The following is a 25,483-nucleotide window of genomic DNA, read 5'->3' as shown; positions in this document are numbered from 1 at the left end:
GCGCTCAGGCGGTTTGCGGGCGCGCTGCGCCCAGGTAGGTCTCGATCACGCGCGGGTCGCCCGCGAGCTCCTGCGCCGGCCCGTGCAGGCCGATCTCGCCGGTCTCCAGCACGTAGCCGTAGTCGGCCACGTCCAGCGCGGCGCGCGCGTTCTGTTCCACCAGCAGGATGCTGACGCCATCGGAGCGCAGGCGCTCGATGATGTGGAAGATGTCGCGCACCACCAGCGGCGCCAGGCCCAGGCTGGGCTCGTCCAGCATCAGCAGCTTGGGCCGTGACATCAGCGCGCGGCCCACGGCCAGCATCTGGCGCTCGCCGCCCGAGAGCGTGCCGGCCAATTGCGTGCGGCGCTCCTGCAGGCGCGGGAACAGCGTGTAGACGCGCTCCAGCTCGCTCTTCCAGTTGGGCACGCGCAGCTTCATGGCGCGGAAGCCGCCCAGCACCAGGTTGTCTTCCACCGGCATGGTGCCGAACAGCTCGCGCTTTTCCGGCACCAGGGCCAGGCCCATCATCACGCGTTCTTCCAGGTCGGCATCGGCGAGGTCGGCGCCGTCGAACACCACCTGGCCGCGGCAGGGCAGCACGCCCATCAGCGCGTTCAGGGTCGTCGACTTGCCGGCGCCGTTGGGGCCGATCACCGTCACCACCTGGCCGGCTTCCATCTGGAAGTTCAGCCCGGCCAGCACTTCCGCGCGGCCGTAGCCGGCGTGCAGGTTCCTCACTTCGAGCAGCAAGCCCATCTCAGTGCTCCGTTCCCAGATAGGCGGCGCGCACCGCGGGGCTGGCCTGCACTTCGGCGGGCGTGCCTTCCATCAGCTTGGTGCCGAACTCCATCACGACGATGCGGTCGGTCAGGCCCATCACGAAATCCATGTCGTGTTCCACCAGCAGCAGGCTCATGCCTTCGCTTTTCAGCTGGCGCAGCACGGCGCCCAGCGCCTGCTTCTCCTTGTGGCGCAGGCCCGCGGCCGGTTCGTCCAGCAGCAGCAGCGCGGGGTCGGTGCACAGCGCGCGGGCGATTTCCATCAGGCGCTGCGGACCGAGCGCCAGGTTGCCGGCCAGTTCGTGCATGCGGTCGGCCATGCCGATGCGCGCCAGCTGGCGCTCGGCTTCGGCGAACAGGCGGCGCTCTTCCTCGCGGTCCAGGCGCAGCATGGCGCGCACCGGGCCCGCTTCGCCGCGCATGTAGCCGCCCAGCGCGACGTTCTCCAGCACCGTCATGTCGGGGATCATCTTCACGTGCTGGAAGGTGCGCGACACGCCGCGGCGGGCAATGGCGCGCGAAGGCATGCCGCCGACCTGCTCGCCGCGGTAGGTGACCTGGCCCGAGGTGAGCGCGAGCACGCCGGTGATCAGGTTGAAGGTGGTCGACTTGCCGGCGCCGTTGGGGCCGATCAGGCCCATGATCTCGCCGGCGCGGATCTCGAAGCTGACGTCGTTGACCGCCACCAGGCCGCCGAACTGCTTGCGCACGGCCTGCACCTGCAGCAAGGGCTCGCCGGGCGTGGGCTTGGCGCGGGCGGGCAGCGGCGCAGCCTGTTCCCAGTCGCGCTTGCGTTGCGGGCGCGGCAGCCATTTCGAGACGAAGGTCCACAGGCCGTCGGGCGCGTACTTCAGCACCAGCACGATGATGATGCCGAACACGATGGTCTCGAAGTTGCCGCTGGTGCCGATCAGCTTGGGCAGCAGCACCTGCAGCTGGTCTTCCAGCAGCTTGACGACGCCGGCGCCGAGGAAGGCGCCCCAGACGTTGCCGACGCCGCCCAGCACCGCCATGAACAGGTACTCGATGCCCTTGGACAGCGAGAACGGTGTCGGGTTGACGGTGCGCTGGAAGAAGGCGAACAGCCAGCCGGAGACGGCGGCCAGCACCGCGGCGAGCACGAACACCGTCAGCTTGGCGCGGAAGGTGGAGATGCCCATCGCTTCGGCCATCGTCGCGCCGCTCTTGAGCGCGCGGATCGCGCGGCCCGGACGCGAGTCCAGCAGGTGCACGGCCGCCAGCGCCGCCAGCAGCGCGATCACCCACACCAGCACGTGCAGCCCGCGGCCCGTGCCGAGGTCATAGCCGAAGAGGTGCAGCGTGGGCACGCCCAGGATGCCGTCGTACTTGCCCAGCTGCTCCATGTTGCCCATGGTGTAGTACAGGGCCAGCCCCCAGGCGATGGTCGCCAGCGGCAGGTAGTGGCCGGACATGCGCAGCGTGATGGATCCGAGCACGAGGGCAACCACGACAGCGATCAGCACGCCGAGCACGAGGGCCGTCCAGGCCGAGCCGGTGGTCTGGGTCACCATGTAGGCGGCGGTGTAGGCGCCGATGCCGATGAAGGCGGCCTGGCCGAAGGAGATGAGGCCGGCCACGCCGGTCAGCAGCACCAGGCCCAGCGCCACGATGGCATACAGGCCGATGTAGTTGCTCTGGGTGATCCAGAAGTCGGGCACCGGCAGGGCCGGCAGCACCAGCATCACCAGCGCGAAGAGCGGGAAGGCGAAGCGCTGCATGTCAGTGCTCCTCCACGTGCGGGTCGCGCAGGGACCGCCACAGCAGCACCGGCAGGATGGAGCCGAAGACGATCACTTCCTTGAAGGAGCTGGCCCAGAAGGAGCCGAAGCTTTCCAGCAGCCCCACGCCCAGCGCGCCGACCAGGGCCAGCGGGTAGCTGGAAAGGCCCGCGAACACGGCGGCGACGAAGCCCTTCAGGCCGATGATGAAGCCGCTGTCGTAGAAGATGGTCGTGGTCGGGCCGATCAGCAGGCCGGACAGCGCGCCGATGAAGGCCGCCATCGTGAAGGCCAGGCGGCCGGCGCCGTTGGACGAGATGCCCTGCAGGCGGGCGCCGGTGCGGTTGACGGCGGTGGCGCGCAGCGCCTTGCCGGTGAGCGTGCGCTCGAAGAACAGGTACAGCAGCACGATGAGGGCGATGGAAGCCAGGAAGATGATCAACGTCTGGCCGGTGAGCGACAGCGCGCCCAGGTTGAAGCGCTGCTCCCAGAAGCTCGGATTGCGGAAGCCTTCGGCGCCGAAGAAGAACAGGCCCAGGCCGACCAGCGCGAAGTGCACGCCGACGGAGACGATCAACAGCACCAGCACCGAGGCATCGGCCAGCGATTCGTAGGCGAGGCGGTAGATCAGGTTGCCGAAGGGCGTGACCAGGGCCAGCGTCAGCGCCGCATAGAAGGCGACGGGCAGGCCGCGCGGCGCGGCCCAGAAGGAGACGAGCGCCAGGACGACGGGCAGGGCCAGCGTCTTCGTGACGGCCTTGGCGATGCGCTTGCCGCTGCGGCGCTGGCGGATGCCGTTGACCAGGTCGCCGAGCGCGGCCAGCACCGCGAGTGCCAGCAGGAACCAGACGGTGCCCGGCACCTGCTTGTACCAGGGCGTATCGGGCAGCTTGGGGGCGATGAAGAGGGCCAGCGTGAGCGCGCCGAAGGCGACGAACTCGCCTTGCGGGATGAAGATCACCCGCGTGACCGCGAACAGCAGCACGGTGGCCAGGGCCAGCAGCGCATAGACGGCGCCGTTGGTCAGGCCATCGAGCGCCAGGATGCTGGCGATGGAGAAGTCCATGGGGAAAAGTCGTTATGGATGTCAGGTTCCCTCCCCCGCTGGGGGAGGGCTAGGGTGGGGGCAGGCGCGCACGTGCCCCCACCCCGACCCTCCCCCAGCGGGGGAGGGAGGAAGGCCCCCTTACTGGGCGACGACGAACTTGCCGTCCTTCACCACCAGCATCACGCCGGTTTCGTTGGTGTAGCCCCAGTGGTCTTCCTTGGTCCAGTTCATCACGCCGTGCGCGAACACGGTGCGGCCCATGGTTTCCATGGCGTCACGCATGGCGGAGCGGAACTCCGGCGTGCCCGGCTTGCCCTTCTTCAGCGCGACCGGCACGATCTTTTCCATGGTGATGGCGAAGTCGTACGAGTGGCCGGCGAACTGGTTGCGGGAACCGGGGCCGTTGGCCTTCTCGTAGTTGGTCACGAAGTCGATGGACGCCTTCTTGGACGGGTGGCTGTCAGGCAGCTGGTCGGCGACCACCGCGGGGCCGGACACGACGAACGTGCCTTCGACGTCCTTGCCGCCGATGCGGACCAGGTCGGGCGTGGCCGCGGCGTGCGTCTGGTAGATCTTGCCCTTGAAGCCGCGCTCGACGATCGCCTTCTCGGGCATCGCGGCGCCGGAGCCGGAAGCGACGACCAGCATCGCGTCGGGGTTGGCCGACGTCAGCTTCAGCGCTTGCGGGGTGACGCTGGTGTCGGTGCGCGCGAAGCGCTCGACGCCGACGATCTTGATGCCGTTCTTGGCGGCCTCGGCTTCGGCGGCCTTCAGCCACAGTTCGCCGTAGGCGTCGGTGTAGCCCAGGAAGCCGACGGTTTTCACGCCCTGCTTCTTCATGTGCTGGAACATCGCGTGGGCCATCACGTCGTTGCCCTGCGGCAGGCGGAACAGCCACTGGTCCTGGCCCGGGGGCACGCCCACCGGCGAGGCGGCGATCTGCAGCACCTTGCTTTCGGCGGCAACGGGCGCCATGGCGGCGGCCACCGGCGTCAGGCAGGAGCCCAGGATCACGTCGACCTTGTCTTCGGTGATCAGGCGGCGCGTGTCGCTGACACCCTTGCCCGGGTCGGAGGCGTCGTCGAGGATGATCAGGTTGACCTTCTCGCCGGCGATGGTCTTGGGGAACAGCGCCAGCTGCTTCTGCATCGGGATGCCGAGGCCGGAGCCGGGACCGGTGAGCGACAGCACCACGCCGACGTTGATGTCGGCGAGGGCGGCCGTGGCAGCCGTGAGGGCCACGGCGGCGGCGATGAGCGTGCGGACCAGTTTCATTTTCTTTGTCTCCAGGTTGAAAGCTTCAGCGGGGCGCCATGCGAAGTGCGCCATCGAGGCGGATCACTTCACCGTTGAGGTGCGAGTTCGTGACGATATGGCACGCGAGCTGCGCGAACTCTTCGGGTTTGCCCAGGCGTTGGGGGAAGGGGATGGACTTGGCGAGCGACTCCTGCACCGGCTCCGGCAGTGCCTTCATCAGCGGCGTGGCGAACAGGCCCGGTGCGATGGTGCAGACACGGATGCCGTGCTGCGACAGGTCGCGCGCCATCGGCAGGGTCATGCCCACCAGGCCGCCCTTGGACGCGCTGTAGGCCTGCTGGCCTACCTGGCCGTCGAAGGCCGCGACCGAGGCGGTGAACAGCATGACGCCGCGCTCGCCGTCTTCCAGCGGCGCCTGCTTGGCGCATTCGGCGGCGAACAGGCGGCTGACGTTGTACGTGCCGACCAGGTTGATGTTCACCACGCGGGCGAAATCTTCCAGCGGCGCGGCGCTGCCGTCCTTCTGCACGACGCGCTTGGCCGTGCCGATGCCGGCGATGTTCATCAGGATGCGCGCCGGGCCGTGGGCGGCGGCCGCTTTCGCGATCGCCTGCAGCACGCTCTCCGCGTTGGTGATGTCGCACTGGATGCCGATGCCGCCGATTTCCGCGCCGACCTTTTCGGCCTGCGCGCCATTGACGTCGAGCACCGCGACCTTCGCGCCCAGGCGCGCCAGTTCGCGTGCCGTGGCTTCGCCGAGGCCGGAGGCGCCGCCCGTGACGAGGGCAGCCTGTCCCTGGATGTTCATTGCTTGTCCTTTTGCGGTGTCAGGGTGAAGGGGAGCTGGCCGTCGTGGAAGGCCTGCACCAGGGCGTCGCGGTGCTTCAGCACGGCGCGCTGGTTGATGGAGCCCTTGTCGGTGACCTCGCCCTTGTCGATGGAAGCCGGCTCGTGCAGCAGGTGCAGCCGCGCGACACGGTTGGCGCTGCCGGTGGCCTGCTTCGCGAGCGTGTTGACCACTTGCTGGAAGTGCGCCTGCACCTTGGCGCTTTCGACCACGTCCTTCATCGCTGCGCCGGCCGGCAGGCCGGCCAGTTCGCGGAGGGCGGGCGTGGGGTAGAGCAATGCGCCCACTTCGTTGCGGTTCAGGCCGGTGACCACGGCGTCCTGCACGTGGGGCGCGCCGGCGGCGATGATCTTCGCGCGCAGCGGGCCCACGCTGACGAAGGTGCCGGTGGCCAGCTTGAAGTCCTCGGCGATGCGGCCGTCGAACTTGAGGCCCTTGTGGATGTCGGCATCGTCGATCCACAGCACGGCGTCGCCGGTGCAGAAGTAGCCTTCGTCGTCGAAGGCTTCCTGCGTGGCCTCGGGGCTGCGCCAGTAGCCGCGCGTGATGTTCGGACCCTTGTAGCGGACTTCGATCTTGCCGTCGACGGGCACGAGCTTCAGTTCGACGCCCGGCGTGGGCAGGCCCAGGTAGCCGGACTTCACTTCCGGGCTGGTGATGAAGATGGCGAAGGGGGAGGACTCGGTCATGCCCAGGCCCGTGCCCATCACGATGCGCTCGCCGCAATGCGCCTCCTGCACCTCGTGCAGCAGGTCCCACACGGGCTGCGCCAGCGCGGCGCCGGCGTAGAAGAACATGCCGACACGCGACAGCAGCTTCTCGCGCAGCACCGGGTCGGCCTTCATCGCGTTGGCGATGGCCTCGAAGCCGGTCGGGACGTTGAAGTAGGCCGTGGGTGCGATCTCGCGCAGGTTGCGCAGCGTCTCCGCCATGCCGGCCGCGGTGGGCTTGCCGTCGTCGATGTAGAGCGTGCCGCCGTGGTACAGGACCAGGCCGACGTTGTGGTTGCCACCGAAGGTGTGGTTCCACGGCAGCCAGTCCACCAGCACGGGCGAGGTCTCGCCCAGCAGCGGCATCGACTGCATCATCTGCATCTGGTTGGCGCACCACATGCCATGCGTGTTGATCACCGCCTTGGGCGCCTTGGTGGAGCCGGAGGTGAACAGGAACTTGGTGATGGTGTCGGGGCCGGTGGCCTGCATCGCCGCGTCGACGGCTTGCGTGGGCGCGGTGGCCAGCAGCTCGGCGAACGAAGTCGTCTTGCGGCCTTCGAGGCTGCCTTCTCCCAGCACCACTTCGACATCGGCCGGCACCGTGGCGGCGATGGCCTTGCCATAGCGCGCGGCGTCGGCTGCGAACACCAGGCCGGGCGTCAGCGTGGCCAGCACATGGCGCAGCTTGTCGTAGTCCTGGCTGATCGTCGAATAGGCCGGCGACACCGGGCAGTGCGGGATGCCGGCATAGAGGCAACCGAGCGCGAGCAGCGCGTGCTCGATGCTGTTCTCGCTGAGGATCGCGACCGGGCGCTCGGCGCTCAGCCCGCGATCGAGCAAGGCCTGGCCGATGCGGCGCGCGGCATCCAGCGCTTCGCGATAGGTGACCTGGCGCCAGTCGCCGGTGCGGCCATCGGCCAGGCGCTCGCGCCGGGCCATGAAAACGTGGCTAGGCTTGGTTTCGGCCCAGTGCACCAGGCGGTCGGTCATGCGCCGCGCATGCGTGGTGTCCAGCGGAACTTCGGCGCGCAGGTAGCTGGTGCCGCCCTGGCCCTCGCGCAACAGGGCGCGGGTCACGCCGAAGCGCATGGGGCGGTAACGGGGCGTCGCGCTCATCCCTTGCTGACCTTCGCCGCGCGGCCTTCCAGGAAGTCGCGCACGCGCTGCTTGGCTTCCGGCGCGCTTTGCGCGATGGCCGCCATCAGGGCCTCGGTCAGGAAGCCCTGGTCCGCCGGCTGTTCGGCGATGCGCGGCAGCGCGTGCATCAGGGCGTAGTTGGTCAGCGGCGCGTTCTGCGCGACGCGCCTGGCGAGTTCGACGGCCTTGGTGAAGGCCTGGCCTTGCGGGACGAGGTACTGCGCAAAGCCGGCGCGCTCGCCGTCGACGGCGTTGTAGACGCGGCCGGTGAGCATCATGTCCGTCATGCGCGCGGCGCCGATCAGGCGCGGGATGCGCACGGCGCCGCCACCGCCCACGAAGATGCCGCGGCTGCCTTCGGGCAGCGCGTAGAACGTGGAGTCGTCGGCCACGCGGACGTGGCAGGCCGCGGCCAGCTCCAGGCCGCCGCCGACCACCGCGCCATGCAGCGCCGCGATGACGGGCACCGGGCCGTATTGCACCTCCTCCAGCGCGGCATGCCACATGCGCGAGTGGTGCAGGCCGGCGCCGGCGTCGCGCTCCTTCAGCTCGGACAGGTCGAGGCCGGCGCAGAAGTGGTCGCCCGCGCCGGCGAGCACGGCGGCGCGCACGGTGGAGGGCAGGGCCTGGAACGCGTCGCGAATGGCCAGCACCAGTCCATCGGACAGGGCATTGCGCTTGGTGGGGCGGTTCAGGCGCACGATGGCGATGTCGCCATCGATCTCGATTTGGATGTCTTTGCTGCTGGTCATGGGTTTGCTCGGGTGGCGGATTATTTGTTATAAACAATAACCAATTCAAGCCAAACCTCCCTAGGGATTACCCTAGATAGGCGCCTAACGGAGACGACCGTGGATCCCACCAACCTCATCGCCATCGACATCCACACGCACGCGGAAATCAGCTGCTGGAACCCCTTCGACAACTACGGCGAGGAGTACGACCGCGCCGCCGACAAGTACTTCCGCAGCAGCCGCCGGCCGACGATCCAGGAGACGATCGCGTACTACCGCGAGCGCAAGATCGGGCTCGTGATGTTCACGGTGGACAGCGAGTCCAACCTGGGGCGGCGCCGCATCCCGAACGAGGAGATCGCGCAGGCCGCGCGCGAGAACAGCGACATGATGATCGCGTTCGGCAGCATCGACCCGCACAAGGGCAAGATGGGCGCGCGCGAAGCCGAGCGCATGATCAGGGAAGAGGGCGTCAAGGGCTTCAAGTTCCACCCGACGGTGCAGGGCTACCACCCTTACGACAAGATGGCCTGGCCGATCTACGAGGTGATCAACGCGCACAAGCTGCCGGCGATCTTCCACACCGGCCACAGCGGCATCGGCAGCGGCATGCGCTGCGGCGGCGGGCTGCGGCTGGAGTACAGCAACCCGATGCACCTGGACGACGTCGCCATCGACTTTCCCGACATGCAGATCGTGATGGCGCACCCCAGCTTCCCGTGGCAGGACGAAGCGCTGTCGGTGGCCACGCACAAGCCCAACGTGTGGATCGACCTCTCGGGCTGGAGCCCCAAGTACTTCCCGAAGCAGCTGGTGCAGTACGCCAACACGCTGCTGAAGGACCGCATCCTGTTCGGCAGCGACTACCCGCTGATCACGCCCGACCGCTGGATGAAGGATTTCGAGGAAGCCGGCTTCAAGCCGGAAGTGATGCCCGGCATCCTGAAGGGCAACGCGGTGCGGCTGCTGGGCCTGGCGTAGGCCGAAGGCCATGCCGGGGTTGCCACCCCGGCCTACGAACTCCCGTCGACCGCGCCGGTCCTACCGGGATGGTTGACTACCTGATCGGCGTCGACGGGGGCGGCAGTGGCACGCGGGCCCTGGTGCAGAGCAGCGCCGGGCCCTTCGTCGGCAGTGGCGAAGCCGGGCCGTCGGCGCTGGGGCAGGGCATCGCCAAGGCCTGGCGCAACATCGAACTTGCCATCCGCTCCGCCTTCGACCAGGGCAGCCTGGCTCTGCCGCCCTGGAACCGCTGCGCGCTCGCGGCCGGGCTGTCCGGCGTCACCCACGCGCCCTTGCGCGACGCCTTCCTCGCCGCCGATCCCGGATTTGCCCGGCTCGACGCCGAAACCGATTCCTTCACGATGCTCATCGGCGCCCATGGCGGCAAGCCGGGCGTGATCCTCATTGCCGGCACCGGCAGCATCGCCGAGGCGCTCCACGCGGACGGCAGCCGCGCTACAGTCGGCGGATGGGGTTTTCCGGTGGGTGACGAAGGCAGCGGCGCCTGGCTCGGCTTGCAGGCCGTGCGGCACGGGCAGGCCGCCATGGACGGCCGCGCCAACCCGTCGCCGCTGGCGCGCCGGGTGTGGATGCATTGCGGCGACGAACGCCAGGCGCTGCAAGCCTGGTGCGCTGCCGCCGGGCAGTTCGAATTCGCCCAGTTGGCTCGCGCCGTGTTCGACACCGAAGCGCAGGATCCGCATGCCGCCATGTTGCTGCAGCGCGCCGTCGAGGCCATCGAAGACCTCGCGCTGGCGGTCGACCCGCGTGGCCGCCTGCCGCTGGCCGCCAGCGGCAGCATTGCCGAGCGCCTGGCGCCGCGCATGCGCCCGGCCTGGCGCGGCCGGCTGGTGCCGCCCAAGGAGAATGCCGTGGCCGGCGCGCTGACGCTCATCCGCCAGGCGCAGGCGCGCGAACCGGAAGAGGCGGTGTGACCCGGACGCTCGCGGGCAACATCCTCACGCCGGACGGCTTCGTCGCCGGGAGCCTGGCCATAGCAAGCGATGGCCGCATAGCGGCCATTCGCGGCACGTCCCTCAGCGGACGCGAAGCACGCGATAGCACTCAACCCTTGCTGCTGCCAGGGTTCATCGACCTGCACGTGCACGGCGGCGCCGGCCGCGACGTGATGGAAGGCGGTACCGCCGCCGTCGAAGTCGCGCGCCAGCACGCCCGCCACGGCACCACGGCGCTGCTCGCCACGACGATGACGGCGCCCTACGAGGACCTCGAACTCGCGCTGCGCGACCTCGGCAACCTGTGCCGTGATGGTGCATCGGGCGCCGCGCAGGTGCTCGGCGTGCACCTCGAAGGCCCGTACATCAACGCGGCCAGGCTGGGCGCGCAACCCGACTTCGCGCGGCCGGTGGCGCTGGACGAGATCCGCCGCCTGCATGCGCTGGCCCCGGTGAAGCTGCTGACCGTGGCGCCGGAAGTGCCCGGCAACCTGGACGCGATCGGGCAACTGGTGGCGGCGGGCTTCCGCGTGCAGGTCGGCCATACGGCCGGCGGCTACGAGGACGGCCGGCAGGCCTTGCAGCGCGGCGCGCGCGGCTTCACGCACCTTTTCAACGCCATGACGCCGCTGCATCACCGCGTGCCCGGCATGGTGGGCGCGGCACTTGCACACGCGCAGTACGCGGAGATCATTCCCGACCTGCTGCATGTGCACGCGGGCGCCATCCGGGTGGCGCTGCGCAGCATCCCGCACCTGTATTGCGTGACGGATTCGACGGCTGCCACCGGCATGCCCGATGGCGAATACAAGCTGGGCCGCCAGGCCGTGACGAAGTGTCTCGGCGGCGTGCGCCTCGCGGACGGCACGCTGGCCGGCTCGACGCTCACGATGGACCGCGCGTTGCGCAACCTGGTCGACGGGATCGGCCTGGAGCTGGAAGACGCGGCCCTTCGCGTTTCCACCTACGCGGCCGATTTCCTGGAGCTCGCCGACCGCGGCCGGCTGGCAGCCGGCGCCTGGGCCGACATCGCGGTGCTCGACGCGCAGCTACAAGTGCGGCAAGTGTTCGTGCAAGGAGAAGCGATCGATGTCGCGCATGCTGGCTGAGGCGCAGGAAGCGCCGCAGGTCGTCGCCCGCCAACTGGCGCAGGACGCGGAGCGCTACCGCGCGCTCGGCGCACGCCTGCGCCAGGCGCCGCCAGCTTCGCTGCTCACCATCGCCCGCGGCAGTTCAGACCACGCGGCGCACTACGCAGCGTACCTCGTGATGGCGCGCCTGGGGCGGCTGGTGACCTCGATGCCCATGTCGCTGGTGACCCTGTACCACTCGAAGATCGAGTGCCGGGGCCTCGCGTCCTTCGCCTTTTCGCAATCGGGCCAGAGCCCCGACGTGGTCGGGCCCACGCGCTACTTCCGCGATGGCGGCGCGGTCACCTGCGCTTTCGTGAACGATTCCGCATCGCCGCTGGCGCAGGCGGCCGAATGGTTGTTCCCGCTGCACGCGGGGCCCGAGACCAGCGTCGCGGCCACCAAGAGCTTCATCGCGCAGCTGGTGGCCGGCGCGCGCCTGGCCGCTGCCTGGCAGGACGACACCGCGCTGCAACAAGCCTTGCAAGCCTTGCCGCAGGCCCTGGAACAGGCCGTGCGGGCCGACTGGTCACCCGCCGTCGCTGCGCTGCGCGACGTCGATCGCCTGTTCGTCATCGGCCGCGGCCTCGGCCTGCCGGTGGCGATGGAAGCGGCGCTGAAGTTCAAGGAAACCTGCGGCATCCAGGCCGAGGCTTTTTCGGCCGCGGAGATCCAGCACGGGCCGATGGCATTGATCGAACAGGGTTATCCCTTGCTGGTGTTTGCGCCCCGCGGGCCCGCGCAGGCCGGCGTGCTCGAAGTGGCGCGCGCGATGCGCGATCGCGGTGCATGCGTGCTGCTTGCCGCTCCGGCGGGAACACCCGATGCGATGCTGCCGCTGGTCGAAGCCGGCCTGCCGGATGTCGACCCCGTGTGCGCGATCCAGAGTTTCTATCCGATGGTGGAAGCGCTGGCGCGCGCGCGTGGCAACAACCCTGACAGCCCGCCGCACCTGAAGAAGGTCACGCGAACCAGCTGAGCACCTTCGCGAACATGGGCCGACGATGGCCCGAGCCTTGCATTGTCCAGCGCATCGCCAGAGACGAAAAGGGCATTTACACATTCGCATGTTCGCGCTGTCGCATGCACGCACAACTGCGTTCGCGAATGAACTCGGCCCTCTTGTTTTTATCTACCGTTCACCTACAGTGAAGTCGGCGTTCCGCCTACACGAGACGTTGAGGCAGAAAGCCGGAGCGGGAGTACAGTGACACCGCCACTGCGCAGCCGCTGCAGACCGTAAACGAAGGAGGCTTCATGGACGTCGTCCGCAATTTCCTCACGCGCTACGAGAAGACGCGCGAGGAAGAGATGTCGATCGAGGAATATCTCGATCTGTGCAAACGGGAGCCGCTGACGTACGCGACGGCCGCCGAGCGCATGCTTGCCGCCATCGGCGAGCCCGAGATGATCGACACGCGGCACGACCAGCGCCTGTCGCGCATCTTCGGCAACAAAGTCATTCGCATCTATCCCGCTTTCAAGGACTTCTACGGACTCGAAGAGCCGATCGAGCAGGTCGTCTCGCACTTCCGCCACGCGGCGCAGGGCCTCGAAGAAAAGAAGCAGATCCTGTACCTCCTGGGCCCCGTCGGTGGCGGCAAGTCGTCGATCGCCGAGCGCCTGAAGCAGCTGATGGAGCAGGTGCCGTTCTACGCGCTCAAGGGCTCGCCGATGAACGAGTCGCCGCTGGGCCTGTTCAGCAACGACGAAGACGGCCCGCTGCTCGAACAGCAGTACGGCATCCCGCGCCGCTACACGCAAAAGATCCTGTCGCCGTGGGCCGTGAAGCGCCTCGACGAATTCGGCGGCGACATCCGCAAGTTCAAGGTCGTCAAGCGCTACCCGTCCATCCTGAAGCAGATCGCCATCTCGAAGACGGAGCCGGGTGACGAGAACAACCAGGACATCTCCTCGCTGGTCGGCAAGGTCGACATCCGCAAGCTCGAAAGCTTTGCGCAGGACGATCCGGACGCCTACAGCTACTCCGGCGGCCTGTGCCTCGCGAACCAGGGCCTGCTGGAATTCGTCGAAATGTTCAAGGCGCCCATCAAGGTGCTGCACCCGCTGCTGACGGCCACGCAGGAAGGCAACTTCAAGGGCACCGAAGGCTTCGGCGCGATTCCCTTCGACGGCATCGTCATGGCCCACTCCAACGAGAGCGAGTGGAAGGCCTTCAAGAACAACAAGAACAACGAAGCCTTCCTCGACCGCATCTACGTGGTGAAGGTGCCGTACTGCCTGCGCGTCACCGAGGAAGTGAAGATCTACGAGAAGCTGATCAACAACTCCTCGCTGGCCGAAGCCACCTGCGCGCCCGGCACGCTGAAGATGATGGCGCAGTTCTCGGTGCTCACGCGCCTGAAGGAGCCGGAGAACTCCAGCCTCTTTTCCAAGATGCTGGTCTACGATGGCGAGAACCTGAAGGACACCGACCCGAAGGCCAAGAGCTACCAGGAATACCGCGACTACGCGGGCGTCGACGAAGGCATGACGGGCATCTCCACCCGCTTCGCCTTCAAGATCATCTCCAAGGTCTTCAACTTCGGCTCCGAAGAAGTCGCGGCCAACCCGGTGCACCTGATGTACGTGCTCGAACAGCAGATCGAGCGCGAGCAGTTCCCGGCCGAGACCGAGCAGAAGTACCTGTCCTTCATCAAGGAGCACCTGGCCGCCCGGTATGCCGAGTTCATCGGCAAGGAAATCCAGACGGCCTACCTCGAGTCGTATTCCGAGTACGGCCAGAACATCTTCGACCGCTACGTCACCTACGCGGACTTCTGGATCCAGGACCAGGAATTCCGCGACACCGACACCGGCGAGATCTTCGACCGCGCGGCGCTCAATGCCGAACTCGAGAAGATCGAAAAGCCCGCGGGCCTGTCGAACCCCAAGGACTTCCGCAACGAGATCGTCAATTTCGTGCTGCGCGCCCGGGCCAACAACGCCGGCAAGAACCCGGTGTGGACCAGCTATGAGAAGCTGCGCACGGTGATCGAGAAGAAGATGTTCTCCAACACCGAGGAACTGCTGCCCGTCATCAGCTTCAACGCCAAGGCCTCGGCCGACGAGGCCAAGAAGCACGAGGACTTCGTGCTGCGCATGGAGGAAAAGGGCTACACGAAGCGGCAGGTGCGCCTGCTGTGCGAGTGGTACCTGCGCGTGCGCAAGAGCTCCTGACGAACGAGGCTGTCCACCATCATCGAGACCTTTTAAGAGGAAGGGCCGCCCAGTGACCAACAGAATACCTGGCGAGCGGACCATGCTCCACCAGGTCATCGACCGGCGCCTGTCGGGGAAAAACAAGTCGATCGGCAACCGGGAGCGCTTCCTCAGGCGCTACCGGGACCAGATCAAGGAAGCCGTGCGCAAGGCGGTCGGTGACCGCGGCATCAAGGACATCGAGGGGGGCGCGGACATCACGCTGCCCCGCCGCGATGTGACCGAGCCGGTGTTCGGCCACGCGCCGGGCGGCAGCCGCGAGCTGGTGCACCCGGGCAACCAGGAGTACGTGCGCGGCGACCGCATCCAGCGGCCGCAGGGCGGCGGCGGGGGCGGCAACGGCAGCGGCGCTTCGCCGGATGGCCAGGGCGAGGACGATTTCGTCTTCCGCATCTCGCGCGAAGAGTTCATGAACTACTTCTTCGACGACCTGGCGCTCCCGCGCATGCTGCGCACCCAGCTGCTGGCCGACGTGCCCGAATGGAAGATGCGCCGCGCCGGCTTCATCTCCGAGGGCAACCCGACCAGCCTGCACGTGGTGCGCTCGATGCGCGTGGGCCTCGCCCGCCGCATCGCGATGGGCGGCGACCCGCGCCGCGAGCTGAAGGAGGCCGAACAGCAACTGGCCTTGCTGGAGGCAAGCGGCACCGAGGCCGAGCTCGAGAAGCAGCGCGTAGTGGTGGAAGAACTGCGCGCGCGGCTGAAGCGCGTGCCGTTCCTGGACCCCTTCGACCTGCGCTACCGCAACCGCATCCGCGAGCCCAAGCCCACCAGCAAGGCCGTGATGTTCTGCCTGATGGACGTCTCGGGCTCGATGGACGAGTCGCGCAAGGACCTCGCCAAGCGCTTCTTCATCCTGCTGTACCTGTTTCTGTCCAAGCACTACGAGAAGACCGAGGTGGTGTTCATCCGCCACCACACGCAGGCGGCCGAGGTGACGGAAGACGAGTTCTTCCACGCCACGGAGTCCGGCGGCACGGTCGTCTCAAGCGCGCTCACGCTGATGAACGACATCATCCGCGAGCGCTACATGGGCAGCGAGTGGAACATCTACGGCGCGCAGGCCTCGGACGGCGACAACTGGCAGCAGGATTCGTCCAAGTGCCGCGAGCTCCTGGACAACAAGATCCTGCCGCTGGTGCGCTACTACGCCTACGTGCAGGTGGCCGACGAGGACCAGAACCTGTGGGAGGAGTACACGCGCGTGCGTGACGCCAACCCGCACTTCGCCATGCAGAAGATCTGCACGCCCTCGCAAATCTTCCCGGTGTTCCGGGACCTGTTCAAGAAGACTCCGCAGGCCGCATGATGGAAGCCGAACTCCTTACCCCGTCGGACGCGAAGAAGGACGAGAGCCGGCGCCTGCCGAGCCCGTCCGACTGGAACTTCGACCTGATCGAAACCTACTTCCAGGCGATCCGCCGCACGGCGGAACGCTTCGGCCTGGACACCTATCCGAGCCAGCTGGAACTGATCTCGTCCGAGCAGATGCTCGACGCCTATGCCTCGGTGGGCATGCCGGTGAACTACCGCCACTGGTCCTACGGCAAGCACTTCATCCAGAGCGAGAAGAGCTACCGCCGCGGCCACATGGGGCTGGCGTACGAGATCGTGATCAACTCCGATCCCTGCATCGCCTACCTCATGGAGGAGAACACGATGCCGATGCAGGCGCTGGTGATGGCGCACGCCTGCTTCGGGCACAACTCCTTCTTCAAGGGCAACTACCTGTTCCGGATGTGGACGGACGCCAGCTCGATCATCGACTACCTGGTCTATGCCAAGAGCTTCGTCACCGAATGCGAGGAGCGCCACGGCATCGACGCGGTGGAACAGGTGCTGGACGCCTGCCATGCGCTGATGAACTACGGCGTGGACCGCTATCGCCGGCCGCAGAAGATCTCCATGGTGGAGGAGGAGCAGCGCCGCAAGGACCGCGAGGACTACCTGCAGCAGCAGGTCAACGACATGTGGCGCACGCTGCCCGCCAAGGCCGGCAAGCAGGCCGAGAAGAAGACGCGCCGCTTCCCCGAGGAGCCGCAGGAAAACATCCTGTACTTCATCGAGAAGAACGCGCCGCTGCTGGAGCCCTGGCAGCGTGAGATCGTGCGCATCGTGCGCAAGATCGCGCAGTACTTCTATCCGCAGCGGCAGACGCAGGTGATGAACGAGGGCTGGGCCACGTTCTGGCACTACACGCTGCTGAACACCATGTACGACGAGGGCATGCTCTCGGACGGCTACATGATGGAGATCCTCAGCTCGCACACCAACGTGGTGTTCCAGCCGCCGGTGACGCATCCGGCCTATAGCGGCATCAACCCGTATGCGCTGGGCTTCGCCATGTTCACGGACATCAAGCGCATCTGCCAGAACCCGACCGACGAGGACCGCGAGTGGTTCCCGGACCTGGCGGGCAGCGACTGGATCAAGTCGCTGGACTACGCGATGCGGCACTTCAAGGACGAGAGCTTCATCGGCCAGTACCTGTCGCCCAAGCTGATGCGCGACCTGCGCCTGTTCGCCATCATGGACGACTCGGCGCAATCCGAGCTGCTGGTCTCCGCCATCCACGACGACAACGGCTACCGGCGCCTGCGCGAGTCGCTGTCGCGGCAGCACGACCTGGGCTGGCGCGAGCCGAACATCCAGGTGTGGAACGTCAATGCGCGCGGCGACCGCTCGCTGACCCTGCGCCACATTCGCCACAGCGACCGTCCGCTGGACAACAGCGCAGAGGAAGTGGTGAAGCACGTCGCCCGCCTGTGGGGCTTCCGCGTCCGGCTGGAAAGCGTGGACGGCCACGACCGCGTGATGCAGCACTGGGAAGTGACACCGCCGGCGGCGGTGCATTGAAGAAGCGGCCCTCGGGCCGCTTCTCAATTCCGGGTCTCGAAATGTAGGGTGCGCAGCTTGCTGCGCACCGCGCGATGCTCCTCGTGAGGTGCGCAGCAAGCTGCGCACCCTACAGGGTTCGTCAGGATGCTTCCTCGCCGAGCGCCTTCGTCTCCGCGGCCGCCTGCGCCGCGAGCTCCACCAGCACCTCGATCGGCTCCTCCCTGGTGACCTCGTTCGCCACCGTGATCGGCGCGACCTGCATCTGCTCCTTCAACAACGCCAGGTTGTTCCGCCCGATCCCCAGGTACGTCAGCCCCGCCGCCGCCATCGCGTGCAGGTCATAGATGTTCCGCCCATCCAGCACCAGCGGTGAACGCAAGGCCTCCCGCAGCGCCCGCAGGTTCGGGCTCTTGTAGCTCTTCCACTCGGTCAGCACGATCAGTGCATCCGCGCCTTGCGCGGCATCCAGCGGCTTGGGCACGAAGGTCAGGTTGCGCAGCAGCTCGGGATGGTCGGCCAGGTCGCCGGCCAGCGCGCGCGCTGCCTGCTCCTGCGCCACCGGGTCGTGCGCGCGCACCGTGGCGCCGGCGCGCAGCAGCGCCTCGATGATGGAGCGGCTGGGCGCCTCGCGCATGTCGTCGGTGCCGGGCTTGAAGGCGAGCCCCCACACGGCGAAGGAGCGGCCCGCGAGCCGGCGGCCGAACTGCGCCCAGACCTTCTCCAGCAGCACCTTCTTCTGCGCCTGGTTCACGCGCTGCACTGCATCCAGGATCTGCAGCCCATGGCCGTTCTCGCTGGCGGTGCGGCACAGCGCGTCGACGTCCTTGGGGAAGCAGCTGCCGCCATAACCGGTGCCGGCATAGAGGAAGCTGTAGCCGATGCGCGGGTCGGAGCCTATGCCCTGGCGCACCAGCTCGATGTCGGCGCCGACGCGGTCGGCCAGGTTGGCCAGTTCGTTCATGAAGCTGATGCGGGTGGCCAGCATCGCGTTGGCAGCGTACTTGGTGAACTCCGCGCTGCGCACGTCCATCACGCGCGTGCGCTCGTGGTTGCGGTTGAACGGGCGGTACAGCTCGCGCAGCAAAGCGAGCGCGCGCTCGCCGGCGGGCGTCTCGTCCACGCCCAGCACGATGCGGTCCGGCCGCATGAAGTCCTCCACTGCCGCCCCTTCCTTCAGGAACTCGGGGTTGCTCGCCACCGCGAATTCGATGTCGGCGCCGCGTGCGGCCAGCTCCTCGCGGATCGCGGCCGCCACCTTTTCCGCCGTCCCCACGGGCACCGTGGACTTGTCGACGACGGCCTTGAAGCCCTGCATGTGGCGGCCGATGCTGCGCGCGGCGGCCAGCACGTACTGCAGGTCCGCGGCCCCGTCCTCGTCGGGCGGCGTGCCGACGGCGATGAACTGCACATCGGCGAAGGCGGTGGCCGCGGCGGGGTCGGAGGAGAACACGAGGCGTCCTTCCTCCACGTTGCGCGCGATGATCTCCTCCAGCCCCGGCTCGTGGATCGGCATGCCGCCCGCGTTCAGCAGGTGGATCTTGGCCTGGTCGACGTCGAGGCAGAACACGTTGTTCCCCAGTTCGGCGAGGCAGGCGCCGGTGACCAGGCCCACGTAGCCGGTCCCGATGATGGTGACGTTCATTGCTGCAGTACTCCCTCCGCATGCGTCTGCGGCGAACGCACAGGCTAGGCCGCGGGCCGGGCGCGCGTCGGCTCTTGCGCATCTGTTTGCGGAGTAGGCAGGCTCCTACGACTGGTCGAGTCAATTCCGGTGGCGCCGCATTTGTTGCACTTGTGACCATGCGCTCTCGAATCCAGAGGGAGCACTGCCATGATTTCGCGCGAAGCGAACCTGCCACGCAAGGCGATGCGGGTCGCGATCCCGCTGCACGTCGAGATCGCCGGCCGCACGCATGCGGCGCACGACTGGTCCACCACCGGCGTGGGCCTCACCGACCTGGAGCCCGTCCCGCAGCCCGGCGAGGTCGTCGATGCCAGGCTGAGCTTCCCGATGCGCGACTCGACCTTGCTGATCCCGGTGCAGCTGGCCTACCGCAGCCGCCACGGCAGCGTGCACGGCTTCGAGTTCCACGAGCTGTCGCCGCGCAACCGGCGCATCCTGCGCCACTACATCGAGCTGTCGCTGGACGGCAAGCTGGGCGAGGTCGACGACATCGTCGCGGTGGTCGCGCTGCCGGGCACGGGCACGCCGGTGCACGCGCCGCTGCTGCTGCAAGGCGGCGAAGGCCTGCCGCGCCCGAATCGCGCGCGCATGGCCGGCGCAGTGTTGCTGGGCCTGGCGGTGGTGGGCGCGGCGGTGGGCATCGTCTGGTACAACTTGACATACCAGTTGCAGGGCACCGGTTTCGCGAGCGGCAGCATTGCGCGCGTCACCGCCAACCACGACGGCCAGCTTGTACGACTGCTCGTACAGCCTGGTTCGCGCGTGGAGCCGGGCACGGCGCTGTTCACGGTCGACAACCCGCAGCTGCGCACCGAGGTGCGGGCGCTGGAGCAGCACATCGCGCTGCTGGTCGCCGAGCAGGCGCGCCTCGCACGCGAGCGCCGCGGCGCCGATGCCGGCCTGCTGGATTCGCTGCGGCGCAACTGGGCCGACCGCCAGGGCGAACTGGCGAACGCGCGCAAGCTGTACGAAGCCGGCGTCATCACGCAGCGCGACATGCTGGTGGTGAACGACCAGGCGCAAGCCATGCGCAACGACTACCTGCGGCAGGTGGCCGACAGCGCCACGCACAGCCAGAGCATCAACGCCTCCGACAACCTGAGCCGATTGCAGCTGGAGCTGGCGGCCAAGAAGGAACTGCTGGCGCGCCAGGACGAAGACAGCATCGTGCGCGCCCCGATGAAGGGCAAGGTGTTCACCGTGGAGCACGTGAACGGCGAGTTCGTGGCCGCGCGCGACCCGGTGGTGCTGCTGGAGGCCGACGTCACGCCCAGCGTGCTGCTGCGCCTGCCCAACGAGGACGCGGTGAAGCTGCGGCCCGGCATGCCGGCCACGGTGGCGGTGCCCTTCGAGAACAGGCAGTATCCGGCGCGGATCTCCGCCATCGGCCTGGCCGCGGCTTCGGCGGCGGCCGCCGTCACGCAGGAGGGCGGGCTCGACCAGACCCTGGTGAAGGTCGACTTCGACGACCGCCAGGTGCGGCTGCCGGCCAATGCGCGCGTGAACGTCTGGATCCGGAACCCCTCGCTGCCCTGGTCATGACCGCGCGCTCCGCCCGCCTGCAGGCGCTGCGCTCCGCGGTATTGCCGATCCTGCTGTACGGCACTTCCAGCTACGCTTTCCTCTATTGGGCGCGCGCAGGCCTGCACCCCTTGCACGTCAAGGTGCTGCTTGCCTTCGGCGTGCTGGCCTTCTGGCGCTATGGCTGGCAGGTGGTGCACTACCTGCGCGCGGCCTGGTATGCGCTGATCCACTATCCGCGCCTGCGCGCGGCGGCGGAGCGCGTGGCCGACAGCGGGCGCACGTCGGAGCGCATCTTCATCGTCGTGCCTTCCTACCTGGAGGAAGCCTGGGTCAGCACCGAGGCGACGCAGGCGCTGATGGCCAACATCGCCGCGCTGCCGTGCAAGGCGACCATCGTGGCGGCCGTGGGCAGCGACGAGGACGAAGCGGTCATCGCCGCCGCGGTCAACGCCCACCCCGCGCGCGACAAGGTGGAACTGGTGTTCCAGCGACAGAGCCAGGGCAAGCGCATCGCGATGGGCCATGCGCTGCGCGCCGTGGCGCGCCGCCACGACGATGAGCCGGACAGCGTGACCATCCTGATGGACGGCGACACCTGGCTCGCGCCCGACACCTTGGCGCGCGTGCTGCCCTTCTTCGCCGCCTTCCGCGACCTCGGCGCGCTGACCACCGACGAGACGGCCTTCATCCCGGGCCGCGATGCCTGGTACCGCGACTGGTTCGCGCTCAAGTTCGGCCAGCGCCACGTGCTGTTCCAGTCGCACAGCCTGTCGCACAAGGTGCTCACCTTGACCGGCCGCTTCTCGGCCTTCCGCACCGGCATCGTGGTGCAGGAAGACTTCCTGCAGCGCATCGAGCACGACACCATCGACCACTGGCTGCACGGCCGCTTCCGCTTCCTGATGGGCGACGACAAGAGCTCGTGGTTCCACGTGCTGCAAAGCGGTTGGAAGATGCTGTACCTGCCGGATGTCCGCGTGGTCTCGCTGGAAAGCCGCGAAACGAGCTTCCTGCGCGCCAGCGTGGAGCTGCCGTATCGCTGGTTCGGCAACACCATGCGCAACAACCCGCGGGCGCTGGCCCTGGGGCCGTGGCGCACCGGCTGGTTCATCTGGCTGGTGCTGCTGGACCAGCGCATCTCGATGTGGACCTCGCTGGTCGGCATCACCGGCGCGACCGTCATGGCCCTCACCAAGTCGCCGATCTTCCTGCCGCTGTACATCGCCTGGGCGGCGCTCGTGCGCACCGTGCAGGTGGCGGTGATCGCGGCCAACGGCCACGGCGTGACCTGGCGCACGATCCCGCTGATGCTCTACACGCACTGGATCGGCGCCATCGTCAAGATCCGCGCCTGGCACCACCTCTCGGACCAGAGCTGGAGCAAGGGCAGGGGCCGGCAGGCGGTGGCGGCCAAGGGCGGCCTGCTGCGGCGGCTCGCGCCGACGGCGACGATGCTCACGGCCTATGTGGCCTTCGGCCTGGTGATCCTGCTGACGCACAGCGCGCTGCGGCTGCCGGCTGCGGGCTGGCTGGCCCCTTCGTCCACGGCATGGCTGGTGACGCCCGCCAACGCCGCGACCGCGCCGCAGCCCGCGGGCACGGTGCCGCCCGGGGTGCGGGCCGACGATGGCCAGGACGACGCGGCGCCGCTGCAGGCCTGGCTGGACCGCCAGCCGCCGGGGCCGGTGGCGATCCGGCTGCCGGCCGGCGTGCTGGATTTCAAGCAGCCGCTGGTGATCCGGCGCGACGGCGTCAGCATCGTCGGCGCGGGGCGCGAGCGGACCCGCATCGTGTCGCACCTGCAGGCGCCGGCGCCGGCCGTGATCCAGGTCCTGGGCGAAGAAGGCAAGCGCACGGCGCGCCTGGCGCAGGCGCTGGGGCCGGACGAGAAGCTCGTGCGGGTCACGGGCCGGCTGCAGGTGCAGCCCGGGGACCTGCTGTGGCTGCGCGAGCCGAACGACGACGCCTTCCTGCACTCCATCGGCAGCCAGCGCTGGAATCGCAAGTATCCCTACCTGCGGCAGGCGCTGCTGCGCGTGGAGAGCGTGGATGCCGCGGGCGTGCATCTTTCCGAACCTTCGGGAGTGTCCTTCGACGCCAGTACAACCGAAGTTGCGCGCGCCTTGCCGGTGCGCGGCGTGCAGCTGGCGGACTTCAGCATCCAGCAGCTGGCCGATGGTCGCGCCATCGCCAGCGTGTCACACGTGTACGAGAACGTGCTGCCGGACTTCGCGGTCGACGCCATCTCGCTGCTGTGGACGCAGGATGCCGACATCGAGCGCGTGGGCGTCATCGACGCCGGCCGGCATCCGCTGTTGATCGAGCAGAGCTACGGCTTCCGCGTGCGCGACATCCTGCTCGATGGCGCCTGGAACAAGGGCGACCAGGGCAGCGGCTACCTGCGCATCGCGCGCAGCTACCGCGGACTCGTGGAAGGTGGCACGGTGCGCAACATCCGCCACATCGCGCTGCAATGGAGCTCCGCGTTCAACCGCATCCGCAACGTGTCCAGCAACGTCGACGTCAACTTCCACGGCGGCTATGCGCATCACAACGAGGTGGAGGGCATGCGCTTCTCCATCCCGCCCGAGCACCATTGGGGCCCGGTCTACTTGACGCCGCCCGACGCGCATTGGGCGCCGCCGGACGGTCCCGGAAACACCGTGGACGGCCAGCCGGCCGGTCATGCGCCGTCTTAGGGTGCGCAGCTTGCTGCGCACCGCTCACGGGCCCATGATCGGTTTGTCATGGATCGGCTGTTCCGCTTCGCCACCGCTGTCAAACAGGACCCTGCCGTCTCCGCCTGGCTGCACGAGCGGCCTGGCGAATTGGGCGCCATCGCACGCCACTGGTTCGAAACGCTGCGCGCCTGCGGCGACGACATCCGGGAGCTGATGCACGACGGCCAGGCCACCGCCTGTGTCGCCGACGCCGCATTTGCTTACGTCGCTGTCTACAAAGCCCACGTGGACGTGGGCTTCTTCCTCGGTGCACAGCTGCCCGATCCCGCGAGCCTGCTGGAGGGCACCGGGAAGTTCATGCGCCACGTGAAGCTCGGGCCCGGACGCGAGGTCGATTCCGAGGCGCTGATGCACCTGATCTCGTTGGCTTGCCGCGACATGCAGGCCCGGGTGCACGCCGGAAGCTAGGGCCTCCGCGTGAGGTCGACAGTCCGCTTTGACGCAGATCAAAGGATTCGTATGGTAGAGGAAAGTATTCTTCGTGCCGACCGAAGAGGAGACCTGCGCCGATGCGAAACAACCAGCCCGTCACCCAGCAAGAACACCGGCTTGCCGACGACGCGATCATCATGTCCATCACGGACACGGAGAGCCGCATCGTCTACGTGAACCCCGACTTCATCCAGGCCAGCGGCTTCGAGCGGGAGGAGCTCACCGGCGAATTCCACAACCTGGTGCGCCATCCGGACATGCCGCGCGAGGCCTTCGCCGACCTGTGGGCGACCATCCGCGGCAACGAGTCGTGGACCGGCATGATCAAGAACCGCCGCAAGAACGGCGACCACTACTGGGTGCGCGCCAACGCGACGCCCATCACGCGCGACGGGCACATCACCGGCTACACCTCGGTCCGGGTGACGCCGACGCGGCAGGAGGTCGAAGCGGCGGAAGCCCTCTACGCGCGGCTGCGCAATGGGACTGCGCGCGGCACCGCCCTGCGCAAGGGCGTGGCCGTGCGCACCGGCCTGCTGGCATGGACGTCCTGGCTCCAGGTGATGCCGCTGCGATGGCGCATCCGGCTGGCCGCATTGGGCGGGCTGGCGCTGGCCGTCGCCGCGATGCTCGCTGGCGGTTTGCCTTCAGCCACCGTGGCGCAGGCCGGCGCGCTCGCCTTGCTGGGCGCTTTCCTCAATTGCTGGATGCTGGAGGCGCAGGTCGCCCGGCCGCTGCAGCGCATCCTGGCGCAAGCCGAACTGTCCGCCCGTGGCCAGGCTTGCGCCGAACTGCACCTGAACCGGATCGACGAGATCGGCATGCTGGCGCGTGCGACCACGCAGGCCAACCTGAACCTGCGCTCGCTGGTCAAGGACGTCGTGAAGCGCTCGCACGCGGTCGACGCCAGCGGCACCGGCCTGCACCGCGCCAGCCAGGAACTGGCGGCGCGCACCGAACATCAGGCGAGCGCGCTGGAAGAATCGGCCGCCTCCATGGAGGAACTGGCAGCGGCGGTCAAGCAGAATGCCGAGCGCGCGCAGCGGGCGATGGACCTGGTGCGCTCGGCCAGCGAGACCACCCTGCAGGGCGGAGCGGCGGTCGGCGCCGTCGCCGACACCATGCAGGGCATCCGCGACAGCGCCGGGCAGATCGCGAACATCATCGGCCTGATCGACGACATCGCCTTCCAGACCAACATCCTCGCGCTCAATGCGGCGGTGGAGGCCGCGCGCGCCGGCGAGCAGGGCCGGGGCTTCGCCGTCGTCTCGGCGGAAGTGCGGGCGCTGGCGCGGCGCAGCGCGGAAGCCGCGAAGCAGATCAAGTCCATCATCGCGCACAGCCTCCAGCAGGTGGAGCAGGGCGCGCACCGGGTGCAGGGCGCGGCCGGGACGACGGCGGACGTGGTGGAGAGCGTGCGCCGCGTCAGCCGGCTGATGGAGGAGATCAGCGCGGCCTGCGCCGAGCAGAGCACCGGCGTGGCCCAGGTCGGGGACGCGGTCGTGCAGATGGACCAGGCCACGCAACAGAACGCCCAGATGGTGCAGGACGTCGCGGGCGCGGTGGCGCAACTGGCCCTGCAGACCGGCGACCTGGTGCTGGCGGTCGGCGTGTTCGCGGGCGCAGCCCATGGGGCTCCCGCTGCGCGGCAACGCCCGGCCGCGCCGACACGCGCCGGTTTGCGCCGCGCCACGGCGCCTGCCTGAGGCGGCGAGCC

Annotated in this window: 19 protein-coding genes; 11 read left to right on the top strand and 8 right to left on the bottom strand. The window is 68.2% G+C overall.

Annotation, left to right across the window (positions count from 1 at the left end; translation table 11 throughout):
* Positions 1-4 precede the first annotated feature (4 nt).
* The 7 genes from HHL11_RS21200 to HHL11_RS21170 all read right to left on the bottom strand — a co-directional run bounded on the left by HHL11_RS21200 (position 5) and on the right by HHL11_RS21170 (position 8,255).
* Positions 5-739 (bottom strand): ABC transporter ATP-binding protein, encoded by a 735-nt coding sequence (locus tag HHL11_RS21200; RefSeq protein WP_169420554.1) that lies wholly within the window; start codon positions 737-739, stop codon positions 5-7.
* 1 nt (position 740) lies between these two features.
* Positions 741-2,501 carry a branched-chain amino acid ABC transporter ATP-binding protein/permease gene (locus tag HHL11_RS21195; RefSeq protein WP_169420553.1) on the bottom strand — a complete coding sequence of 587 codons (1,761 nt, stop codon included), beginning with the start codon at positions 2,499-2,501 and terminating at the stop codon, positions 741-743.
* A gap of 1 nt (position 2,502) precedes the next feature.
* On the bottom strand, positions 2,503-3,567 hold the full coding sequence (locus HHL11_RS21190) for a branched-chain amino acid ABC transporter permease (protein WP_169420552.1): 1,065 nt from the start codon (positions 3,565-3,567) through the stop codon (positions 2,503-2,505).
* A 120-nt stretch (positions 3,568-3,687) separates the two neighbouring features.
* Positions 3,688-4,824, bottom strand: coding sequence for an ABC transporter substrate-binding protein (locus tag HHL11_RS21185; RefSeq protein ID WP_169420551.1), 1,137 nt, complete (start codon positions 4,822-4,824; stop codon positions 3,688-3,690).
* 25 nt (positions 4,825-4,849) lie between these two features.
* Positions 4,850-5,614: an SDR family NAD(P)-dependent oxidoreductase gene (locus HHL11_RS21180; protein WP_169420550.1), complete on the bottom strand. Its 765-nt coding sequence runs from the start codon at positions 5,612-5,614 to the stop codon at positions 4,850-4,852.
* Complete coding sequence (locus HHL11_RS21175; protein WP_169420549.1) at positions 5,611-7,482, bottom strand: feruloyl-CoA synthase; 1,872 nt, start codon at positions 7,480-7,482, stop codon at positions 5,611-5,613. Before HHL11_RS21175 ends, HHL11_RS21180 begins: the two co-directional genes overlap by 4 nt.
* The gene (locus HHL11_RS21170) at positions 7,479-8,255 is read right to left on the bottom strand and encodes a crotonase/enoyl-CoA hydratase family protein (protein ID WP_169420548.1); all 777 of its coding nucleotides are present in this window, start codon (positions 8,253-8,255) and stop codon (positions 7,479-7,481) included. Before HHL11_RS21170 ends, HHL11_RS21175 begins: the two co-directional genes overlap by 4 nt.
* Before the next feature lie 99 nt (positions 8,256-8,354).
* Here HHL11_RS21170 and HHL11_RS21165 point away from each other — a divergent pair, with 99 nt between their 5' ends.
* The 7 genes from HHL11_RS21165 (at position 8,355) to HHL11_RS21135 (ending at position 17,403) form a co-directional block, all read left to right on the top strand.
* Positions 8,355-9,218: an amidohydrolase family protein gene (locus HHL11_RS21165; RefSeq protein ID WP_169420547.1), complete on the top strand. Its 864-nt coding sequence runs from the start codon at positions 8,355-8,357 to the stop codon at positions 9,216-9,218.
* Positions 9,219-9,286: 68 nt separating this feature from the next.
* Entirely contained in the window at positions 9,287-10,174 is an 888-nt protein-coding gene (locus tag HHL11_RS21160; RefSeq protein ID WP_169420546.1) for a glucosamine kinase nucleotide-binding domain-containing protein, read from the top strand.
* Positions 10,171-11,304 carry an N-acetylglucosamine-6-phosphate deacetylase gene (gene nagA, locus HHL11_RS21155; protein WP_169420545.1) on the top strand — a complete coding sequence of 378 codons (1,134 nt, stop codon included), beginning with the start codon at positions 10,171-10,173 and terminating at the stop codon, positions 11,302-11,304. Before HHL11_RS21160 ends, nagA begins: the two co-directional genes overlap by 4 nt.
* Complete coding sequence (locus tag HHL11_RS21150) at positions 11,294-12,304, top strand: SIS domain-containing protein (RefSeq protein WP_169421209.1); 1,011 nt, start codon at positions 11,294-11,296, stop codon at positions 12,302-12,304. The genes nagA and HHL11_RS21150 overlap by 11 nt, the downstream gene beginning before the upstream one ends.
* Before the next feature lie 278 nt (positions 12,305-12,582).
* The gene (locus HHL11_RS21145; RefSeq protein WP_169420544.1) at positions 12,583-14,505 is read left to right on the top strand and encodes a PrkA family serine protein kinase; all 1,923 of its coding nucleotides are present in this window, start codon (positions 12,583-12,585) and stop codon (positions 14,503-14,505) included.
* Positions 14,506-14,587: 82 nt separating this feature from the next.
* A complete protein-coding gene (locus HHL11_RS21140) occupies positions 14,588-15,856 on the top strand; it encodes a YeaH/YhbH family protein (protein WP_169420543.1) in 1,269 nt (422 codons plus the stop codon).
* Complete coding sequence (locus HHL11_RS21135; RefSeq protein WP_169420542.1) at positions 15,853-17,403, top strand: SpoVR family protein; 1,551 nt, start codon at positions 15,853-15,855, stop codon at positions 17,401-17,403. The genes HHL11_RS21140 and HHL11_RS21135 overlap by 4 nt, the downstream gene beginning before the upstream one ends.
* A 121-nt stretch (positions 17,404-17,524) precedes the next feature.
* On the opposite strand, the gene HHL11_RS21130 is transcribed toward HHL11_RS21135, so the two are convergent.
* Complete coding sequence (locus HHL11_RS21130; RefSeq protein ID WP_169420541.1) at positions 17,525-19,027, bottom strand: UDP-glucose dehydrogenase family protein; 1,503 nt, start codon at positions 19,025-19,027, stop codon at positions 17,525-17,527.
* A 189-nt stretch (positions 19,028-19,216) separates the two neighbouring features.
* Here HHL11_RS21130 and HHL11_RS21125 point away from each other — a divergent pair, with 189 nt between their 5' ends.
* From HHL11_RS21125 to HHL11_RS21110, 4 genes are all read left to right on the top strand, one after another.
* Complete coding sequence (locus tag HHL11_RS21125) at positions 19,217-20,611, top strand: PilZ domain-containing protein (RefSeq protein WP_169420540.1); 1,395 nt, start codon at positions 19,217-19,219, stop codon at positions 20,609-20,611.
* Entirely contained in the window at positions 20,608-23,292 is a 2,685-nt protein-coding gene (locus HHL11_RS21120; RefSeq protein ID WP_169420539.1) for a glycosyltransferase, read from the top strand. The genes HHL11_RS21125 and HHL11_RS21120 overlap by 4 nt, the downstream gene beginning before the upstream one ends.
* 48 nt (positions 23,293-23,340) lie before the next feature.
* On the top strand, positions 23,341-23,742 hold the full coding sequence (locus HHL11_RS21115) for a DUF1801 domain-containing protein (RefSeq protein WP_169420538.1): 402 nt from the start codon (positions 23,341-23,343) through the stop codon (positions 23,740-23,742).
* Between the two features lie 101 nt (positions 23,743-23,843).
* A complete protein-coding gene (locus HHL11_RS21110) occupies positions 23,844-25,472 on the top strand; it encodes a methyl-accepting chemotaxis protein (protein ID WP_169420537.1) in 1,629 nt (542 codons plus the stop codon).
* The last annotated feature ends 11 nt before the right edge of the window (positions 25,473-25,483 follow it).

Source organism: Ramlibacter agri (genome assembly GCF_012927085.1).
Classification (GTDB): Bacteria; Pseudomonadota; Gammaproteobacteria; order Burkholderiales; family Burkholderiaceae_C; genus Ramlibacter; species Ramlibacter agri.
The sequence above is the reverse complement of the archived record's forward strand: the minus strand, read 5'-3'. Positions and strand labels throughout refer to the sequence as shown.

Coding starts and splice junctions, on each gene's coding strand:
- HHL11_RS21200 (WP_169420554.1), bottom strand. CDS start 739: ATGGGCTTGCTGCTCGAAGTGAGGAACCTGCACGCCGGCTACGGCCGC.
- HHL11_RS21195 (WP_169420553.1), bottom strand. CDS start 2,501: ATGCAGCGCTTCGCCTTCCCGCTCTTCGCGCTGGTGATGCTGGTGCTG.
- HHL11_RS21190 (WP_169420552.1), bottom strand. CDS start 3,567: ATGGACTTCTCCATCGCCAGCATCCTGGCGCTCGATGGCCTGACCAAC.
- HHL11_RS21185 (WP_169420551.1), bottom strand. CDS start 4,824: ATGAAACTGGTCCGCACGCTCATCGCCGCCGCCGTGGCCCTCACGGCT.
- HHL11_RS21180 (WP_169420550.1), bottom strand. CDS start 5,614: ATGAACATCCAGGGACAGGCTGCCCTCGTCACGGGCGGCGCCTCCGGC.
- HHL11_RS21175 (WP_169420549.1), bottom strand. CDS start 7,482: ATGAGCGCGACGCCCCGTTACCGCCCCATGCGCTTCGGCGTGACCCGC.
- HHL11_RS21170 (WP_169420548.1), bottom strand. CDS start 8,255: ATGACCAGCAGCAAAGACATCCAAATCGAGATCGATGGCGACATCGCC.
- HHL11_RS21160 (WP_169420546.1), top strand. CDS start 9,287: ATGGTTGACTACCTGATCGGCGTCGACGGGGGCGGCAGTGGCACGCGG.
- HHL11_RS21150 (WP_169421209.1), top strand. CDS start 11,294: ATGCTGGCTGAGGCGCAGGAAGCGCCGCAGGTCGTCGCCCGCCAACTG.
- HHL11_RS21145 (WP_169420544.1), top strand. CDS start 12,583: ATGGACGTCGTCCGCAATTTCCTCACGCGCTACGAGAAGACGCGCGAG.
- HHL11_RS21140 (WP_169420543.1), top strand. CDS start 14,588: ATGCTCCACCAGGTCATCGACCGGCGCCTGTCGGGGAAAAACAAGTCG.
- HHL11_RS21135 (WP_169420542.1), top strand. CDS start 15,853: ATGATGGAAGCCGAACTCCTTACCCCGTCGGACGCGAAGAAGGACGAG.
- HHL11_RS21130 (WP_169420541.1), bottom strand. CDS start 19,027: ATGAACGTCACCATCATCGGGACCGGCTACGTGGGCCTGGTCACCGGC.
- HHL11_RS21125 (WP_169420540.1), top strand. CDS start 19,217: ATGATTTCGCGCGAAGCGAACCTGCCACGCAAGGCGATGCGGGTCGCG.
- HHL11_RS21120 (WP_169420539.1), top strand. CDS start 20,608: ATGACCGCGCGCTCCGCCCGCCTGCAGGCGCTGCGCTCCGCGGTATTG.
- HHL11_RS21115 (WP_169420538.1), top strand. CDS start 23,341: ATGGATCGGCTGTTCCGCTTCGCCACCGCTGTCAAACAGGACCCTGCC.
- HHL11_RS21110 (WP_169420537.1), top strand. CDS start 23,844: ATGCGAAACAACCAGCCCGTCACCCAGCAAGAACACCGGCTTGCCGAC.